This window comes from Janibacter sp. UYMM211, assembly GCF_040547045.1.
Taxonomy (GTDB): domain Bacteria; phylum Actinomycetota; class Actinomycetes; order Actinomycetales; family Dermatophilaceae; genus Marihabitans; species Marihabitans melonis.
The window spans coordinates 206221-223144 of sequence record NZ_JBEPOY010000002.1; the positions used below are offsets into that span (position 1 = coordinate 206221).

Annotated in this window: 19 protein-coding genes; 14 read left to right on the plus strand and 5 right to left on the minus strand. The window is 74.3% G+C overall.

Annotated elements, in window-relative coordinates; translation table 11 throughout:
* Positions 1-31 precede the first annotated feature (31 nt).
* Genes folE through ABIB53_RS06100 form a run of 4 tightly spaced genes read left to right on the plus strand, consistent with a single transcriptional unit; the run spans position 32 to position 2769 of the window.
* Entirely contained in the window at positions 32-595 is a 564-nt protein-coding gene (gene folE, locus ABIB53_RS06085) for a GTP cyclohydrolase I FolE (RefSeq protein WP_224767024.1), read from the plus strand.
* A gap of 35 nt (positions 596-630) precedes the next feature.
* Positions 631-1428, plus strand: a complete 798-nt coding sequence (gene folP, locus ABIB53_RS06090) for a dihydropteroate synthase (protein WP_502914631.1) — start codon at positions 631-633, stop codon at positions 1426-1428.
* Complete coding sequence (gene folK, locus ABIB53_RS06095; RefSeq protein ID WP_354587526.1) at positions 1421-2290, plus strand: 2-amino-4-hydroxy-6-hydroxymethyldihydropteridine diphosphokinase; 870 nt, start codon at positions 1421-1423, stop codon at positions 2288-2290. The genes folP and folK overlap by 8 nt, the downstream gene beginning before the upstream one ends.
* Complete coding sequence (locus ABIB53_RS06100) at positions 2287-2769, plus strand: DUF3180 domain-containing protein (protein ID WP_201465508.1); 483 nt, start codon at positions 2287-2289, stop codon at positions 2767-2769. The genes folK and ABIB53_RS06100 overlap by 4 nt, the downstream gene beginning before the upstream one ends.
* Positions 2770-2784: 15 nt before the next feature.
* Here the strand turns inward: ABIB53_RS06100 and ABIB53_RS06105 are convergent, their stop codons facing one another.
* The 3 genes from ABIB53_RS06105 to ABIB53_RS06115 form a co-directional block, all read right to left on the minus strand.
* Positions 2785-3549 carry a class F sortase gene (locus ABIB53_RS06105; protein WP_201465509.1) on the minus strand — a complete coding sequence of 255 codons (765 nt, stop codon included), beginning with the start codon at positions 3547-3549 and terminating at the stop codon, positions 2785-2787.
* A 218-nt stretch (positions 3550-3767) separates the two neighbouring features.
* Positions 3768-4676, minus strand: coding sequence for a DUF6801 domain-containing protein (locus ABIB53_RS06110; RefSeq protein WP_354587527.1), 909 nt, complete (start codon positions 4674-4676; stop codon positions 3768-3770).
* A gap of 101 nt (positions 4677-4777) precedes the next feature.
* Positions 4778-5953 carry an NADH-quinone oxidoreductase subunit D gene (locus ABIB53_RS06115; protein WP_354587528.1) on the minus strand — a complete coding sequence of 392 codons (1176 nt, stop codon included), beginning with the start codon at positions 5951-5953 and terminating at the stop codon, positions 4778-4780.
* An 89-nt stretch (positions 5954-6042) separates the two neighbouring features.
* Here ABIB53_RS06115 and ABIB53_RS06120 point away from each other — a divergent pair, with 89 nt between their 5' ends.
* Together ABIB53_RS06120 and ABIB53_RS06125 are read left to right on the plus strand one after the other, a co-directional pair.
* Positions 6043-7236, plus strand: a complete 1194-nt coding sequence (locus ABIB53_RS06120) for an SGNH/GDSL hydrolase family protein (RefSeq protein ID WP_251720700.1) — start codon at positions 6043-6045, stop codon at positions 7234-7236.
* Positions 7237-7485: 249 nt separating this feature from the next.
* Positions 7486-8667: a cytochrome P450 gene (locus ABIB53_RS06125; protein WP_354587530.1), complete on the plus strand. Its 1182-nt coding sequence runs from the start codon at positions 7486-7488 to the stop codon at positions 8665-8667.
* A gap of 48 nt (positions 8668-8715) precedes the next feature.
* Here ABIB53_RS06125 and ABIB53_RS06130 read toward each other — a convergent pair whose 3' ends face one another.
* Entirely contained in the window at positions 8716-9603 is an 888-nt protein-coding gene (locus ABIB53_RS06130; RefSeq protein WP_201465515.1) for a LysR family transcriptional regulator, read from the minus strand.
* Between the two features lie 84 nt (positions 9604-9687).
* Here ABIB53_RS06130 and ABIB53_RS06135 point away from each other — a divergent pair, with 84 nt between their 5' ends.
* Positions 9688-10584: an EamA family transporter gene (locus tag ABIB53_RS06135; protein ID WP_354587532.1), complete on the plus strand. Its 897-nt coding sequence runs from the start codon at positions 9688-9690 to the stop codon at positions 10582-10584.
* A gap of 43 nt (positions 10585-10627) precedes the next feature.
* On the opposite strand, the gene ABIB53_RS06140 is transcribed toward ABIB53_RS06135, so the two are convergent.
* Positions 10628-11578 carry an SAM-dependent methyltransferase gene (locus tag ABIB53_RS06140; protein WP_191563167.1) on the minus strand — a complete coding sequence of 317 codons (951 nt, stop codon included), beginning with the start codon at positions 11576-11578 and terminating at the stop codon, positions 10628-10630.
* 45 nt (positions 11579-11623) lie between these two features.
* Between ABIB53_RS06140 and ABIB53_RS06145 the strand changes: the two genes are divergently transcribed.
* The 7 genes from ABIB53_RS06145 to ABIB53_RS06175 all read left to right on the plus strand — a co-directional run bounded on the left by ABIB53_RS06145 (position 11624) and on the right by ABIB53_RS06175 (position 16923).
* Entirely contained in the window at positions 11624-12547 is a 924-nt protein-coding gene (locus ABIB53_RS06145; RefSeq protein ID WP_224766777.1) for a Rossmann-like and DUF2520 domain-containing protein, read from the plus strand.
* Entirely contained in the window at positions 12544-13449 is a 906-nt protein-coding gene (panC, locus tag ABIB53_RS06150; protein WP_068273034.1) for a pantoate--beta-alanine ligase, read from the plus strand. Before ABIB53_RS06145 ends, panC begins: the two co-directional genes overlap by 4 nt.
* A 49-nt stretch (positions 13450-13498) precedes the next feature.
* Entirely contained in the window at positions 13499-13945 is a 447-nt protein-coding gene (panD, locus tag ABIB53_RS06155) for an aspartate 1-decarboxylase (protein ID WP_123091303.1), read from the plus strand.
* Positions 13946-14047: 102 nt separating this feature from the next.
* A complete protein-coding gene (gene lysS, locus ABIB53_RS06160) occupies positions 14048-15499 on the plus strand; it encodes a lysine--tRNA ligase (protein ID WP_354587935.1) in 1452 nt (483 codons plus the stop codon).
* Positions 15499-15810: a hypothetical protein gene (locus ABIB53_RS06165; RefSeq protein WP_229300551.1), complete on the plus strand. Its 312-nt coding sequence runs from the start codon at positions 15499-15501 to the stop codon at positions 15808-15810. Before lysS ends, ABIB53_RS06165 begins: the two co-directional genes overlap by 1 nt.
* 127 nt (positions 15811-15937) lie before the next feature.
* Positions 15938-16276: a histone-like nucleoid-structuring protein Lsr2 gene (locus ABIB53_RS06170; RefSeq protein WP_123091302.1), complete on the plus strand. Its 339-nt coding sequence runs from the start codon at positions 15938-15940 to the stop codon at positions 16274-16276.
* Positions 16277-16332: 56 nt separating this feature from the next.
* Positions 16333-16923: a (2Fe-2S)-binding protein gene (locus ABIB53_RS06175; RefSeq protein WP_354587533.1), complete on the plus strand. Its 591-nt coding sequence runs from the start codon at positions 16333-16335 to the stop codon at positions 16921-16923.
* The last annotated feature ends 1 nt before the right edge of the window (position 16924 follow it).

The following is a 16924-nucleotide window of genomic DNA, read 5'->3' on the forward strand; positions in this document are numbered from 1 at the left end:
CGGGGCGGGCACCGGCCCGGTCGCCGCGGCGATGGACCTGCCGCGGATCGAGGCCGCGGTGCGCGAGATCCTCATCGCGGTCGGGGAGGACCCCGACCGCGAGGGGCTCCTCGAGACCCCCGCCCGGGTCGCCCGGGCCTACGCGGAGACCTTCGCCGGGCTGCACCAGGACCCGGCCGAGATCCTCGCGACGACCTTCGACATCGACCACGACGAGCTCGTCATGGTCCGTGACATCCCGCTGTACTCGACGTGCGAGCACCACCTCGTGCCCTTCCACGGGGTCGCCCACGTCGGCTACGTCCCCGGGCGCAGCGGCCAGGTGACCGGGCTGTCCAAGCTCGCCCGCCTCGTCGACGTCTACGCGCGCCGCCCCCAGGTGCAGGAGCGCCTCACCTCGCAGGTCGCCGACGCGCTCGTCGAGTGCCTCGACGTCACCGGCGTCATCGTCGTCGTCGAGGCCGAGCACCTGTGCATGTCGATGCGCGGCGTGCGCAAGCCGGGCGCGCGCACCCTCACCTCGGCGGTGCGCGGCCAGCTGCGCGACCCCGCGACCCGTGCAGAGGCGATGTCCCTGCTCATGGGGGCTCGCTGACCGTGCTCCTGCAGCGAGGCGAGCGCCCCGCGATCATGGGGATCGTCAACGTCACCCCGGACTCCTTCAGCGACGGGGGACGGTGGTACGACGAGGACGCCGCGGTGGCGCACGGGCTCGAGCTCGTCGCGCAGGGCGCGACGCTCGTCGACGTGGGCGGTGAGTCCACCCGTCCCGGCGCGCACCGCCCGGACGAGGAGGAGGAGGTGCGCCGCGTCGTGCCCGTCGTGCGCCGCCTCGCCGACGAGGGCGTCGCGGTCTCGGTCGACACCATGCGCACGCGGGTCGCGGCCGCCGCGGTCGAGGCCGGTGCTGCCGTCATCAACGACGTGAGCGGCGGGCTCGCCGAGCCCGAGATCGCCTCCGTCGTCGCCGGGAGCGACATCCCCTTCGTCGTCATGCACTGGCGGGGCCACTCGACCGACATGTACGCGGCCGCGAGCTACGACGACGTCGTCGGCGAGGTGTGCACCGAGCTCGAGCAGCGCGTCGAGGTCCTCCTCGCGGCCGGTCTCGGCGAGCACCAGCTCGTCCTCGACCCCGGCATCGGCTTCGCGAAGACCGCCGAGCACAACTGGGAGCTCCTCGCCGGCCTCGAGCGCGTCGTCGCGCTCGACCGCCCGGTGCTCCTCGGCACCTCGCGCAAGGGCTTCCTCGGCAAGGTCGGCCGCGCCGCCGGCGCCGAGCGCCCGCCCGTCGAGCGCGACACGGCGACCGCCGTGACGACGGCCCTCGCCGCCCGCACCGGCGTGTGGGCCGTCCGCGTGCACGACGTCGTCGCCTCGCTCGACGCCCTCGACGTCGTCGACGCCCTGGAGGCCCACCGTGCCTGATCGTGACGTCATCGAGCTGCTCGGGGTCCGGGCGAAGGGGTACCACGGCGTCCTGGACTTCGAGCGGCGCGACGGGCAGGAGTTCGTCGTCGACGTGCTCATGGGCACCGACCTCTCGCGCGCAGGAGCGAGCGACGACCTCGCCGACACCGTGAGCTACGCCGAGATCGCCGCAGCGGTCGTCGCCCGCATCGAGGGCGAGCCCCTCGACCTCATCGAGGCGCTCGCCGAGCGCATCGCCGGCGACGTCCTGCTCCGCCCTGAGATCGGCGACGTCGAGGTCGTCGTGCACAAGCCGCAGGCGCCGGTGGGCGTCCCCTTCGGCGACGTGCGGGTCCGGGTGCGCCGCACCCGGCGCAGCGCCGTCGTCGTCGCCCTCGGCAGCAACCTCGGCGACTCCACCCAGACCCTCCACGACGCCGTCGACGCGCTGCGCGCGCACGTCGACCTCACCGCGGTGAGCCGCAGCTACGCGACCGACCCCGTCGGGGGCCCCGAGCAGCCCGACTACGTCAACGCCGTCGCGGTCGGCACGACCTCGCTCACGCCGTGGGCTCTCCTGGCGGCCCTGCACGGCATCGAGGCCGGCCACGGCCGCACCCGTGAGGTGCGCTGGGGGCCTCGCACCCTCGACCTCGACCTCGTCGCCTACGGCACGACCGGCGGGGCCGACGAGGCCCGCCTCGACGCCCCGGTCCTCACCGTGCCGCACCCCCGCGCGCACGAGCGGGCCTTCGTCCTCGTGCCGTGGCTCGACGCCGACCCCGACGCCCGGCTGCGCGTCGACGGCGAGGTCCGTGCCGTCGCCGAGCTCGTCACCACCCTCGACACGACCGGTGTGCGGGCGGTCGACGGCCGATGATGATGATCGAGGGACTGCGCTGGCGCACGACGCTCGTCACCGGGCTCGTCACCACCGTCGTGTCGTGGCTGCTCAGCCGCTGGTGGGTCGCGTCGGGGGAGCGGGTCGTCCAGACGCCGTGGCTGGCCGCCGCGCTCCTGGTGGTCATGGCCCTCGCGCTGCTCGTCGTCGCCTGGCCGATGCGTCGCTACCGCCGCGAGGGCACCGCGGTCGCCCCGCTGCGGGCCGCCCGGATCCTCGGCCTGGCCCAGGCCGGTGCGCTCACCGGCGCGGTCGTCTGCGGGCTCTACCTCGGGCACGCGCTCGTCCTGCTGCCCGACCTCGGCTTCGGCAGCCACGCCGAGCTCGCGCTGCGCCTCGGCGCCGCCGCGCTGACCGGTGCGCTCGTCGCGGTCGCCGGGCACGTCGCCCAGGGCTGGTGCCGCATCCGCGACGAGGACCGCTCCGACCCCGCCGAGGGGTCGTCCGGTCGCCGCTGAGGCGTCCCCCTTCGCTCAGGCCGGGTCGGCCCAGACGACCCAGTTGCCCTCGTAGTGCCCGCCCTGCAGCGGGGTCGTCGGGTCGCACGTGATGAGGCGCAGGACCGGCCGCGGGTTGTCGTGGTCCCAGATCGTGTCGTCCTGGGGCACCTCGGTCTTGCTCGCGGCCGACGAGCGGGTGATCCGCCAGGCCACCTCGCGCCCGCTGCCGTAGGTGACGGTCACGCGGTCGCCGATCTTGACCTGCGGGAGGTTCCAGAAGACGTCGGGCTCGCTGCCGTGGTTGATGTGGCCGACGAGGATGCTCGCGCCGGTCTGACCGGGCTTGGGCCACCCGGACTCGGCGTACCAGCCCGCGGTGCCGAAGGGGGGCGCGAGGACGTCGTCGGCGTCGAGGTAGGTCGCCTGCAGCGACGCGTCGACGAGGGTGCGCCCGCCCGAGGTGACGGTGACCCGGGTCGGGTCCCCGGCCGGGGCGGCGGTGGCCGACGGGGCCGGCGGGGTCGTCGTCGACGTGGAGCGGCGCGCGGGGGTCGTCGCGGACGAGGACGAGGACGAGCGACGGCTCGTGCGGCTCGAGGTGGCGGAGGGCTCGCTCGTGCTCGACGAGGTCGAGATCTCGCTCGGGGCGACGTAGGTGCCCGGCGCGACGCTGTCGTCGCTCGTCAGCCACCACGCGCCGAGAGCGATCGCGCCGAGGGTGCCGACGCCGAGCAGGCTCGCGAGGACGCGGATCGCGAGGGTCTCGCCGTGCTGCGGGCTGCGGGGTGTACGGGCCACGCTTCGGGCTCCTGGGGTCGGCGCGGGTCACGCGTCGGGGACGGACCGGTCAAGTATCGCAGGGGCGGCGACCGGCACGAAGGGGGCGACCCACCGGTGGTCCGGGTGGTCGCCCCCTTCGTCTCGGGCGGGTGCCCTCGGTGCTGCCGAGAGGGCGGGTGCCCTCGGTGCTGCCGAGAGGGCGGGTGCCCTCAGTGCTGCCGAGAGGGCCGGTGCCCTCAGTGCCGCGCGGAGGCCCGGCGACGGGTGAGGGCCAGGCCGAGGCTGCCGACCGCGGCGAGCAGCCCGCCGCCGAGGAGCAGCGCCGGGCTCTGGCCGGACCCGCCCTGGGTCGCGTCGGTCTGGACCAGGGCCGGCGTCTGCACGCTCGTCGGGCTGCCCGAGGTCGCCGTCGGGTCGGCGCTCGTCGTCGGGTCCGGGTCCTCGCTCGTCGGCTCGTCGGTGGTGGGCTCGTCGGTGGTGGGCTCGTCCGTGGTGGGCTCGTCGGTCGTCGGGGTCGGCTCGGAGTCCGCCTCGGTGACCTCGATCGTGCCGACGGAGGTGCTCTCGGAGACGTTGGTGCACCGGAGGGTGACGTTCGTCGTGTACGACTGGCCGTCGGCGTCGGCGTACCCGCGGATGAAGGCGGTGAGGTCGGTGGCCTCGACGTCGTAGGTGCCGGCGCTCGGGGCGGGCACGGAGACCGAGCCGGTCGCGGTGACGACGAGCTCGCCGGACGCGGGCACGTCGGTGAGCGGAGAGGTGAAGGCGATGTCGCCGTCGACGCTGTCGGTGCCGTCGCTCACGGAGACGCCGGCCGCGTTGAGCGGGTCGCTCGGCGCGTCGACCGCACGGACGTTGAGCAGGGAGTAGAGCGAGTCACGGCGGGACTCGGGGATCGTCACGACCGCGGTGACGTCGGAGGTGATCTGCTCGCCCTCCTCGACGCTCGTCGGCAGGTCGACCGTGTAGCTCACGCTCACGTCCGGGTCGCCGGCGATCTGCCCCAGGTTGAGCACCTCGTAGGTGCACTCGTAGTCCTGGGTGACGGTGACGGCCTGGGCCGGAGCGGCCAGGCCGACGGCGGCGATGCCGATGCCGGCGAGGGCCGCGGCCCCGGCGGACGTGCGGACGTGGCGACGTGCCATGCGATGAGCTCCCCTGCGAAGTCGAGCGGACGCCTGCTCGTCCCCCTCGGTCGGGCACAACCTACCGGCTGCACCATCCGGGGCGGAAGGAGGTCGGTCGGCTACTTGTCGACGTCGCCGACGACGAAGAACATCGACCCGAGGATCGCGACGAGGTCGCCGACGAGCTCTCCGGGCAGCAGCTGCGAGAGCACCTGGACGTTGTTGAAGGACGCCGAGCGCAGCTTGAGCCGCCACGGGGTCTTCTCGCCGCGGCTGACGAGGTGGTAGCCGTTGATGCCCAGGGGGTTCTCGGTCGCGGTGTACCGCTCGCCCTCGGGCACCTTGAGCACCTTGGGCAGGCGCTGGTTGACCGGCCCCGCGGGGAGCTCGCGCAGGCGCTCGGCGCACGCCTGGGCGAGGTCGAGGCTCACGTGGGTCTGCTCGAGCAGCACCTCGAGGCGGGCGAGGCAGTCGCCGTCGGTGCGCGTGACGACCCGGCCGGGACCTCCGGGCGCGAAGAGCTCGCCGTAGGCGAGGTACGGGGCGTCGCGACGCAGGTCGAGGTCGACGCCGCTCGCCCGGGCGATGGGTCCGGAGACGCCGTACGCGCAGGCGAGCTCGGGGGAGAGGACGCCGACCCCCTTCGTGCGGGCTTGGAGGATCTCGTTGCCGACGAGGAGCCCCTCGAGCTGCGGGAGCCGGCCGCGCACGGCGGCGACGGCCGCCTCGACGCGGTCGAGCCAGCCGGCCGGGAGGTCCTCCTTGAGACCGCCGACGCGGTTGAACATGTAGTGCATGCGCCCGCCGGAGATCTCCTCCATGACGGCCTGGATCTCCTCGCGCTCGGTGAAGGCGTAGAAGATCGGGGTGATCGCGCCGAGCTCGAGCGGGTAGGAGCCGAGGAACATCAGGTGGTTGAGCACGCGGTTGAGCTCGGCGAGCAGGGTCCGCGCCCACACCGCGCGCTCGGGCACCTCCATGCCGAGCATCGCCTCGACGCCCATGACGACGCCGAGCTCGTTGCCGAAGGCGGAGAGCCAGTCGTGACGGTTGGCGAGCACGGTGATCTGGCGGTAGTCGCGGACCTCGAAGAGCTTCTCCGCGCCGCGGTGCATGTAGCCGACGACCGGGTCGGCGTGCAGCAGCCGCTCGCCGTCGAGCACGACGCGCAGGCGCAGCACGCCGTGGGTCGCCGGGTGCTGCGGGCCGATGTTGAGCACCATGTCGGTGCTGTGCACGGCGGACCCGACGCCGAGGGTGACCTCACGGGGCTCGGTGGTCGGCGGGGTGGGCATGCAGCCGAGCATGCCACCGGTGCCGGGGGGCCGCGACGAGCGGCGCGTGGTTATCGTCGGGTCATGGACCTCCGGCCCGCCGCGGCTCGGTGAGCTCGGCCCGCGCCCTGCTCGCCGGGGCTCTCGCGGCCGTCGGGCTGGCCCTCGTCGTCGCCGCCCCCGGTCCGCCGGAGCGTCGCGAGGGCGCGACGGTCGCCCACGCCGCCGTCCTGCAGCCCTGGTACACCGCGCTCGCCGAGGCCGACCGGGTGCCGGCCACCGTCGTCGTCATGGGCGACTCCGTGAGCGAGGGCTACGGGCTCGGCGAGGACCTCTCCGTGCGCTGGGTGTCGCGGCTCCAGGACGCGCTGCGCGGGCAGGGCGCGACGAGCGACTGCCCGACCGGGCCCAGCGGCTTCCACGGCACGACCTCGCTCGTGCCCGCGTGGTACGCGGCGCCGACCCTGCCCGACGCCCGCACGACGGGTCAGGTGCGCGAGATCGGCACCGTCGGACCCGGCGGGCGCGCGCTCGTCCTCGGGCCGGGCGCCACGGTGTCCTGGCGGGTGAGCGCGAGCGAGGTGGCCGTCGGCTACCGCACCGGGCCGGCGGGAGGTGATCTCGAGATCACCGCGGACGGCCAGGAGACCCTCGCGGGACGCCGCGTCGTCACGCAGGACCCGGTCGACGAGCGCCGAGTGTGGCACTCGCAGAGCCAGGACCTCGACGAGCGCACGTGGACCGTGCGCAACCTCAGCCCGGACCGCACCGTCACGGTCACCGACCTCACGCCCTTCCGCGGGGACCGCGACCGGTGCGTGCACGTCGTCGACGCGTCGCACTCGGGGATCTCCGCCCGCTCGGTGAGCGAGCGCGTCGAGTACATCCGCGACTCGCTGTCGATGAACCCCGACCTGCTCGTCGTCCCGCTCGGCTTCAACGACGCCCGCGCGGGCCAGACGCCCGATGAGCTGCGCGAGAGCCTGCGCACGATCGTCGCGACGTCGCGCCGGATGGGCTACGAGGGCCCGGTCCTGCTCGTCTCGTGGCACGCGCCACCGCCGGCCTTCTTCGACCGCTCGTGGTCGGGGTACCGAGAGGCGCTGCGCTCGATGTCCGAGGAGGACGGGGTCGCCTACGTCGACGCCGGTGCCGCGATGCCCCCGGTCGTCGGCGCACCGCGCGGGGTCTACCTCGACGCCCTGCACCCCGGACGGGCCGGTCAGGTGATCATCGCCGAGACCCTCACCCGCGTGCTCACCCCGCCCGGCCCGGTGCTGCCGGTGCCGTCGACGACGCGCTGAGCGATCCCCCTTCGCCCCCTTCGCCCGGGTCCGTCGCCGAGGTATGGCGATCTGCTGTCACGAAGGGGTGGGTGCCGGCTGATCTCCATACCTCGGCAGCCCCCTTCGCCGGGGCCTATCCCCGAGGTATGGCAATCTGCTGTCGCGAAGGGGTGGGTGCCGGCCGATCTCCATACCTCGGCGGTACCCCTTCGCCCGGTCGTGAGGGTCGTCGCGAGCGGCGGCGGGGGCCGTGGCAGGCTCCCCTCCATGGCGACGCCGAGCAAGCTCCTCGACCTCTCCGACCCCGCGGTCCTGCGCGACCCGTACCCGCACCTCGCGGCGCTGCGGGCGCATGACCCCTTCGTCTGGCACGACGGGCTGCAGGCGCACGTCGCGAGCGGCCACGCGCAGGTCAGCGCGGCGCTGCGCGACCGCCGGCTGGGTCGGGTCTACCGCGACCGTGAGCCGGAGCAGGACTGGGCGACCTTCAACTGGCTGCACGCCGACTCGATCCTCGACAGCGAGCCGCCTAAGCACGCGCGGCTGCGCCGCCTCGTCGCCGGTGCCTTCGGGCGCGGGCACGTCGCCCGGCTCGAGCCGCGGATCCGGGCGATCGCCGAGGAGCTCCTCGACGCGGCCGGCCCGGGCTCCTTCGACCTCGTCGAGGCCGTCGCCGAGCCGCTGCCCGTGACGGTCATCGCCGAGCTGCTCGACTGGCCGCACGCCGACCGCCACTTGCTGCGCCCGTGGAGCCAGGCCATCGTCGCGATGTACGAGGTCGACCCGAGCGAGCAGGCGCGCGCGGAGGCCCTGCGGGCGTCCTCGGACTTCGCCGCGTACGTCGACGAGCTCGCCGCGCACCGGGCCCGCCACCCCGGCGAGGACCTGCTCACCGATCTCGTCCAGGCGCGCGACGCCGGTGACGCGCTGAGCCGGCACGAGCTCGTCGCGACCGTCGTGCTCCTGCTCAACGCCGGCCACGAGGCGAGCGTCAACGGCCTGAGCAACGGGATCCACTCGTGGATCACCGCGGGCTCGCCCGCCGTCGACGTCGAGGACGACGCCGCTCTCGCCCTGCTCGTCGAGGAGCTGCTGCGGCACGACAGCCCGCTGCACCTCTTCGAGCGCACGGCCACGGCCGATCTCGAGATCGACGGCCGGCCGGTGGCCGAGGGGGAGCGCGTGCACGTGCTGCTCGGCGCGGCCAACCGCGACCCGGAGGTCTTCGCCGAGCCCGACCGCTTCGACCCGCGGCGCGACCCCAACCCGCACCTCGCCTTCGGGCTGGGGATCCACTTCTGCATCGGCGCGCCGCTCGCGCGGCTGGAGCTGCAGCAGTCGGTGCGCGCGCTGCTGCGGCGCCACCCCCGCCTCGAGGTCGTCGAGGCGGTGCGTCGCCCGACCTTCGTGCTGCGGGGCTTCGAGCGCCTCGTCCTCGCCGACGCCTGACCTGGCAGCACCTCGTCGGCCCGGCCGCAGCACGAGGTGCTGCCGGCGCTACGAGGTGCTGCCTGCAGCAGCTCGTGCGGGGGCGCCGACGGCGTCGAGGAGGGTGCGAAGGGGGAGCCACACGTCCCGGCCCTCCTGGTGCACGGCGTACGCGGTCATCTCCACCGGTGGGTCGAGGGTGACGAGGGCGACGCCGGCGGGCAGCGGGTACCACTGCGGGACCAGCCCGACGCCGTGGCCGTCGCGCACGAGGTCGCACACGAGGTCGAGGCTGTCCATGCGATGGGTGACGCGCGGGGCGATCCCGGCGAGCCCGCCGAGGAAGCGGACGGCGATCTCGTCGGCGGTGTTGCGCGAGTTGGTGATCCACGCCCGGTCGCCGAGATCGGCCAGGCCGAGGTGCGCGTCCGCGGCGGGCACGGCGACGCCCCACCGCGCCTGCCACAGCGGGTGGGTGACGAGCCGGGTCGGCACGCTCGCCGGGGCCACCTGGTAGTCGTAGGTGAGGGCGAGGTCGAGGTCGTCGTGGAGCAGCAGCTCGTAGGCCTCGGGCGGCTCGCACTCCGTGAGCTCGAAGCGCAGGCCCGGTGCGCTCTCGCGCAGCGCCTCGACGGCGGGCAGGGCCGTGCGGCGCAGGGCCGACCCGAAGCCGCCAACCCGGACCGTGCCCGTCGGCTCGGCGTGCGGGTCGAGCTCGCTGCGGGCCGACTCGACCTCGGCGAGGATGCGCACCGCACGCTCGGCGAGACGGCGCCCTGCGGGCGTGAGACGCACGCGCCGGCCGTCGGGCTCGAGCAGCGTCGCGTCGACGTCGCGGGCGAGGGCGGCGAGCTGCTGCGAGACGGTCGACGTCGTCGTCGCGTGCTCGTGCGCCACCGCGCGCATCGAGCCCAGGCGGGAGAGGTCGACGAGCAGCTCGAGCCGGCGCAGGTCCATCACCCGATCGTCACGGATCGGCGAACGACATGTCCAGCCATCTCACGTGGACGCGGACGGTCGGTGCGCGCTTCACTTCGAGTCATGACCGACACCGCGACCCGTCCGGCTCCCGCCACGCCGGCGACCTCGTCCCGCCAGGGCGCGCTCATGGCGCTCGCCGCGATGCTCAGCGTCCAGGTCGGCGTCGCCCTGGCCGTCGACCTCTCCCACGACGTGGGGGCCCTCGGCGCGGCCTGGCTGCGTCTGGTGTGGGCCGGCCCGATCATGCTCCTCGTCCTGCGCCCGCGGCTGCGCGGCCTGAGCGGCGAGGCGTGGCGCGCGTGCATCACCTTCGGGGTGGTCATCGCCGGCATCACCATGCTCTTCATGGCGGCGCTCACCCGGCTGCCGATGGGCACGGCGAGCGCGCTGGAGTTCCTCGGCCCGCTCGGCGTGGCCGTCGTGCGGGGTCGGGGACCGGCCCGGGCCTGGGCACTCGTCGCCGCTCTCGGCGTCCTGCTGCTCACCCGGCCGTGGGCCGGCGACGTCGACCTCGTCGGGGTCGGCCTCGCGCTCGCCGCGGCCTGCTGCTGGGCGGCCTACATCATCCTCAGCCAGCGGGTCGGCGACCTCGTCGGCGGGGTGACCGGGCTGGCGATCGCGCTCCCCGTCGCCGGGCTCGTCTCGACGCTCGTCGCCGCGCCGTCGACGGTCGAGCATCTCACCTGGCAGCTCGCCGTCGTGGGGATCGGCCTGGCGCTCCTCGTGCCGGTCGTCCCCTTCGCGCTCGAGATGCTCGCCCTGCGTCGCCTGACGACGGCAGCCTTCGGCACCCTCATGAGCGTCGAGCCGGCCATCGCGGTCGTCATCGGGCTCGTCGTGCTGCACCAGGTGCCGCACCCGCTCGCCGTCGTCGGGGTCGCGTGCGTCGTCGCCGCGGGCGTCGGGGCGGAGCGCTACGGCGCCCGCGAGCTGCCGCCCGCCTCGACCGGGGCCTGAGCCGGCAGAACCTCGCCGCGCGAGGGGGGGGGCGAAGGGGGAGTCAGCCCCGCGCGACGACCCACCAGAAGTCGCCGTAGGGCGGGCCGAGCAGGGCTCCGGCGGCGCTGGCCCGGGCGAGCGCGTCGAGGTAGCCGACGGGGTCCCGCCGCGCCATGTCGTGCTCCGGCGAGGCGGCCGAGGGCCCCCACCGGCGCACGGCGTCGGCGCCCATGACGAGCTCGTCATGGCGCAGGGAGTCGACGGCCACGTGAGCGGTGACGTCGCAGGAGCCGTCCGGCGTCGGAGCGGTCACCGCGCCGTCGCGGTACCCCGAGAGGGTGCCCGACTCGGGGCGCTGGGTGCGGACGTGGCCGTAGTCGACGGCGACCGCCGCTCGGGGCCGCCAAGCGTCGAGCATCCCCGACCAGGCGTCGTCACGGGCTCGTCCGACCTCGACGCGCTGACCGGGCTCGCGGGCCGGCCACCACCGCTGCGCCCAGGCGAGGTCGTCCGCCCCGACGTCCTCGCCGAGGGTCTCGGCGCCGTCGGGACCGACGTGCACCTCGCGCAGGCGGCCCTCGTCGTCGACCTGGGCGACGACGCACGGCACGACGTCGAGCCACTCGTGCGCGACGACCAGTGCGCCGTCGAGGGGTGCCCCCAGGGACTCCTCGACGTGACGGGCGCTCGGCAGCGCGGCGCCACCGGGGGAGCGGACCCACCCCGATGACGGGTCGAGGCCTGCCGGGCGCTCGACGACGTCGACCCCGACGAGCGGTCCCTCGTGGCCCGCCTCGCGCAGGGCGTGCAGCAGCTCGCCGCGGCCGGCGCCGACGTCGACGACCGCGTGCGCGCCGGCGTCACGCGCCAGGCCGAGCAAGGTCGTCGCGAGGGCTCGCCCCACCGGCCCGTGGGTCGCGGTCTCGAAGTGCCCGGACGGTCCCTCCGCGCGGCGGTAGAAGCCGTCCTCGCCGTACAGCGCGTCGTGCCACGCGCGGGCCCAGGTGCTCATGCGCGATCAGCCTAGGCCCGGCCCGGCGGGTACCGTCTGCCCGTGATGGCACCCGACCCGATGCAGCACCCGCGCCCCTGGCTGCGGGTCGGCGTCGTCGGCGCCGGGCGCGTCGGCGCCGTCCTCGGCGCCGCGCTCGCCTCCGCCGGGCACCGCGTCGTCGCGGTGAGCGCCGTGAGCGAGGCCAGCCGCGAGCGCGCCGAGCTGCTCCTGCCCGACGTGCCGGTCCTGCCCGTCGAGGAGGTCGTCGCCGCGGGCGACCTCGTCCTGCTCGCCGTGCCCGACGACGCCCTCGCCGGTCTCGTCACCGGTCTCGCGGCCACCGGGGTCTGGCGCCCCGGGCAGATCGCCGCCCATACCTCGGGAGCGCACGGCATCGCCCCCTTCGCCCCGGCGACGCAGATGGGCGTCGTGCCCCTCGCCCTGCACCCGGCGATGACCTTCACCGGCACCTCGCTCGACCTCGCGCGGCTGCACGAGGCGTGCTTCGGGATCACCACCCCTGAGCCGCTGCGCGCCGTCGCCGAGGCCCTCGTCATGGAGATGGGTGGCGAGCCGGTGTGGGTGCCCGAGGAGGCCCGGCCGCTCTACCACGCGGCTCTCGCGCACGGCAGCAACCACCTCGTCACCCTCGTCGCGCAGGCCCGCGAGATCCTCGCCGAGGCCGGCATCTCCGCCGGGGAGCGGCTGCTGCGCCCGCTCCTGCAGGCCAGCCTGGACGGCGCCCTCGCCTCGGGCGACTCCGCGCTCACCGGCCCCGTCGCCCGCGGCGACGTGGGCACCGTCGAGACGCACCTGCGGGTGCTCGCCGACCTCGCCCCCGACATCCGGCCGGCCTACGCCGCTCACGCCAGCGCGACCGCCCGTCGTGCCCAGCGGGTCGGGCGGCTGCGCCCCGACCTCGCCCGCCCGATCCTCGACCGCACCGAGCGCGCGGTCACCTCCCCCGACCCCGAGGAGAACCCATGACCGCCGCACCGGTCGTCGCCCGCACCCGCGACGAGCTGCGCACCGCGCGGGTCGCCCTCACCGGGCAGACCGCCGTCGTCATGACGATGGGCGCCCTCCACGAGGGGCACGCGACCCTCATCCGCGAGGCGCGGCGCGAGGCCGAGCACGTCGTCGTGACGATCTTCTTGAACCCCCTCCAGTTCGGGCCGAAGGAAGACCTGTCGAAGTACCCGCGCACCTTCGACGACGACATGCAGATCTGCCGTGCCGAGGGGGTCGACGTCGTCTTCGCCCCGACCCCCGACGTCATCTACCCCGACGGCGACCCCGGTGTGCGCATCTCCGCCGGTCCCCTCGGCGACGTCCTCGAGGGCCAGGCCCGCCCCGGCCACTTCGACGGCATGCTCACCGTCGTCGCCAAGCTCATGCACCTCACCGGCGGTGACAGCTTCTACTTCGGGCAGAAGGACGCCCAGCAGCTGCTCCTCATCCGCCGCATGGTCCGTGACATCGACTTCCCGGCGCGGGTCGTCTCGGTGCCCACGGTCCGTGAGGCCGACGGACTGGCCCTGAGCAGCCGCAACACCTACCTCACCGACACCGACCGCGAGGTCGCCCTCGCCCTGTCGCGTGCCCTGCACGAAGGAGCTCAGCGCGCCGAGGAGGGCCCGTCCGCCATACGCCGCGCCGCGCGCGAGGTCCTCGTCGCCGAGCCGCTCGCGCTCGTCGACTACCTCGTGCTCGTCCACCCGACGACCCTGCAGGACGTGCCCGAGTGGTACCACGGCGAGGCGCTGCTGGCGGTGGCTGCCCGCGTCGGCACGACCCGGCTCATCGACAACACCCCCGTGCTCGTCGGTCCCGGTGGGGGAGCGCGGCAGGTCTTCAGCGACACCGCGAGCGCCGCCGCCGCCGTCTGACCGACCCGCACCACCGCCACGACCCCCGCCCGACGACGAAGGACCTCCCGTGCAGCGCTTCATGCTCCACAGCAAGATCCACCGCGCCACCGTCACCCAGGCCGACCTGCACTACGTCGGCTCCCTGACGATCGACCGCGACCTCATGGACGCGGCCGACCTGCTGCCGGGCCAGCAGGTCGACGTCGTCGACGTCGACAACGGCAACCGCCTGACGACCTACGCCATCGAGGGCGAGCGCGGCAGCGGCATCCTGTGCATCAACGGCGCCGCCGCCCGTCTCGTCGCGCCCGGCGACGTCGTCATCGTCATCGCGTACGCGGCGATGGACGACGAGGAGGCGCGCACCTTCGAGCCGCAGGTCGTCTTCGTCGACGCCGACAACCGGGTCGTCGAGGTCGAGCACGACCCGGGTGACGTGCCCGACGGCTTCGGGCTGTCGACCTCCGCCGTCACTGCGCGCCCGCACCCGCACGGCCCCGGGGCCGGCGCCTAGCCCGACCGGGCGGGCGACGGGAGGCGGTTCTCCCTTCGATATCCTCGGGGGGTGACCGACACCCCCGCTGCACCCGCTCCCGACGTCGACCTCCCCGAGCAGATGCGGGTCCGCCGGGACAAGCGCGACCGGCTGCTCTCCCAGGGTGTCGCCCCCTACCCCGTGAGCGTGGGCCGGACCCACTCCCTGCGCGAGGTCGTCGAGGGCTACGCTCACCTCGAGACCGGCGAGGAGACCCAGGACGTCGTCACCGTCGTCGGGCGCGTGATGTTCGTCCGCAACACCGGCAAGCTCGCCTTCGCCTCGCTCCAGGAGGGCGTCGGCGACCGTCTCCAGGTGATGCTCTCGCTCGCCGAGGTGGGCGAGGACGCCCTCGCCGCGTGGAAGTCCGACGTCGACCTCGGTGACCACGTCGCCGTCACCGGTCGCGTCATCCGCAGCCGCCGTGGCGAGCTGTCGGTCATGGCGACCGGGTGGACGATGGCGAGCAAGGCGCTGCGCCCGCTCCCGGTGCTGCACAAGGAGCTCTCCGAGGAGGCCCGCGTGCGCCAGCGCTACGCCGACCTCGTCGTGCGCCAGGAGGCTCGTGACGTCGTGCGCACCAAGGCCACCGTCCTGCGCGCGGTCCGGGCCACCCTCGACGCCGACGGCTTCGTCGAGGTCGAGACCCCGGTGCTCCAGCTCGTCCACGGCGGTGCCGCCGCCCGCCCCTTCGGCACGCACATGAACGCCTTCGACCAGGACATGTCGTTGCGCATCGCGCTCGAGCTCAACCTCAAGAAGGCCGTCGTCGGCGGGGTCGACCGGGTCTACGAGATGGGCCGGATCTTCCGCAACGAGGGCGTCGACTCCACGCATAGCCCGGAGTTCACGATGCTCGAGGCGTACGAGGCCTACGGCGACCAGCGCACGGTCGCCGAGCTCACCCGCCGGATCTACCTCGCCGTGGCCGACGCCCTCGGCTCGCGCCAGGTCGAGACGCCGAAGGGGGTCGTCGACCTCGACGGCGAGTGGCGCTGGCTGTCGGTCTACCCGGCCCTCGGCGAGGCCGTCGGCCGCGAGATCACCCCCGACACCCCGCTCGCCGAGCTCGTCGCGATCGCCGCCGAGCACGACGTCGAGATCGACCCGGCGTGGCCGGCGGGCAAGGTGGTCATCGAGCTCTTCGGCGAGATCGTCGAGCCGGGCATCCTCGCGCCGACCTTCGTCCACGACTACCCGGCCGAGGCGCAGCCGCTGGCCCGCCGCCACGACGACGACCCGCGTCTCATCCACGCGTGGGACCTCATCATCGCCGGGGTCGAGCGCGGCACCGGCTTCACCGAGCTCGTCGACCCGGTCGTGCAGCGCGAGGTGCTCACCGCGCAGTCCCTCGCGGCCGCCGCGGGCGACCCCGAGGCGATGCAGCTCGACGAGGACTTCCTGCGCGCGCTCGAGTACGGCGCCCCGCCGATGGGCGGGATCGGGATCGGCATCGACCGCATGGTGATGTTCTTCACCGGGGCCTCGATCCGCGAGACCCTGCTCTTCCCGCACCTCAAGCCGGAGGCGTGATGTTCGACGCGATCTCGCCCTATCTCGCGACGCTCCTGCCGACCGTCGGGGTGGCATTCCTCTTCTACTGGATCATCAGGTACATGATCGAGGCCGACCGCCGTGAGCGGAAGGCGCTCGCGTCGTGGCGCAAGGAGCACGAGCGCAACGACCCCAACCGCGGCACGGTGGCGCGGGGCGCGGAGTCCGAGGCCGGATCGACGCAGGACCTTCAGGAGCGTCCCGAGGACGACGGGGCCATTTCGGCGGACGGCTCGGCGTCGTCCGACGACAATTCGACAAATGCGTCTACGGACGACCCGAAAGCCTGAACGCTCCCACCTGCACGTTTGTCAGGAAATGGCTTTTCGGCCTCATCGGTAATACATTGCTCGTGCCCCACATAAATGGTCGGCGCCCGTTCGGGTGCTGACGCACGAGAATGATCGGTGGAAATCCATGGCTCAGCGAGTCCAAGTCATCCTCGAGGACGACATCGACGGCGGTCCCGCCGACGAGACCGTGACCTTCGGTCTCGACGGGGCGACCTACGAGATCGACCTCAACGAGCGCAACGCCGCCGCCCTGCGCGACGCGATGGCGGCCTACGTCGGCGCCGGTCGCCGGTCGGGCGGGCGTCGCAGCACCCGTCGCAAGAGCAGCGACAGCGGCTCGAGCAGCAGCAGCAGCGGCACCAGCGAGATCCGCGAGTGGGCCCGGGCCAACGGCTACGAGGTCAGCGAGCGCGGACGGATCAGCGCGGAGGTCAAGGAGGCCTACGAGAAGGCCACCAGCTGACGAATCAGCAGCAGCAGACCGGCGCGGAGCCTGACTTCGCCGCCGGTCTGCTGTCGTTGCGGGGGCACCTCGCCTATCTCGACGTCGTCCCCGACGGGCCGGCGGCCCGGGGGCCGGGCTGGTTGCCCCTCGACGCGCCCCTGCACGACCCGGACCTCACCCGACGATGGGTCGAGCGCTACGCCGAGATCACCCGGGCGCAGTCCGGCGTCGCCCCGCCCGGGATGCCGTCGGCCTTCGTCCTGCAGCACCACCTCGACCCCCTTGCCCAGGTCGTCGCCACGGCCGCCGTGCGCGGCACCTGGGTCCTCGACGCCGACCCCGCCCGCTGGGCCGTCCGGCTCGAGCCCACCTTCGGCTACCCCGTCGCGGTGCGGGTGGCGAAGGGGGAGTCCGCCGAGGTCGCGGACCTGGGGGAGCGGGTCCGCCGTGCGCAGGCCGGCTACCTCGTCGCCGCGGCCGAGATCGCGACGGCCTTCCCTTCGGCGCACCGCATGTCCTCTCGTCAGCGCCTCGGGATGGGTCGCGACATGTGGCGCGGAGCGCTGCACCGCCTGCTCGGCGGCCCGCTGCCCCGACGCGAGTCGTGCTGCCTGCTCTACGCCCTGCCCGCCATGCACCCCTGCGGCGGCTGCCCCCGCGTCTGAG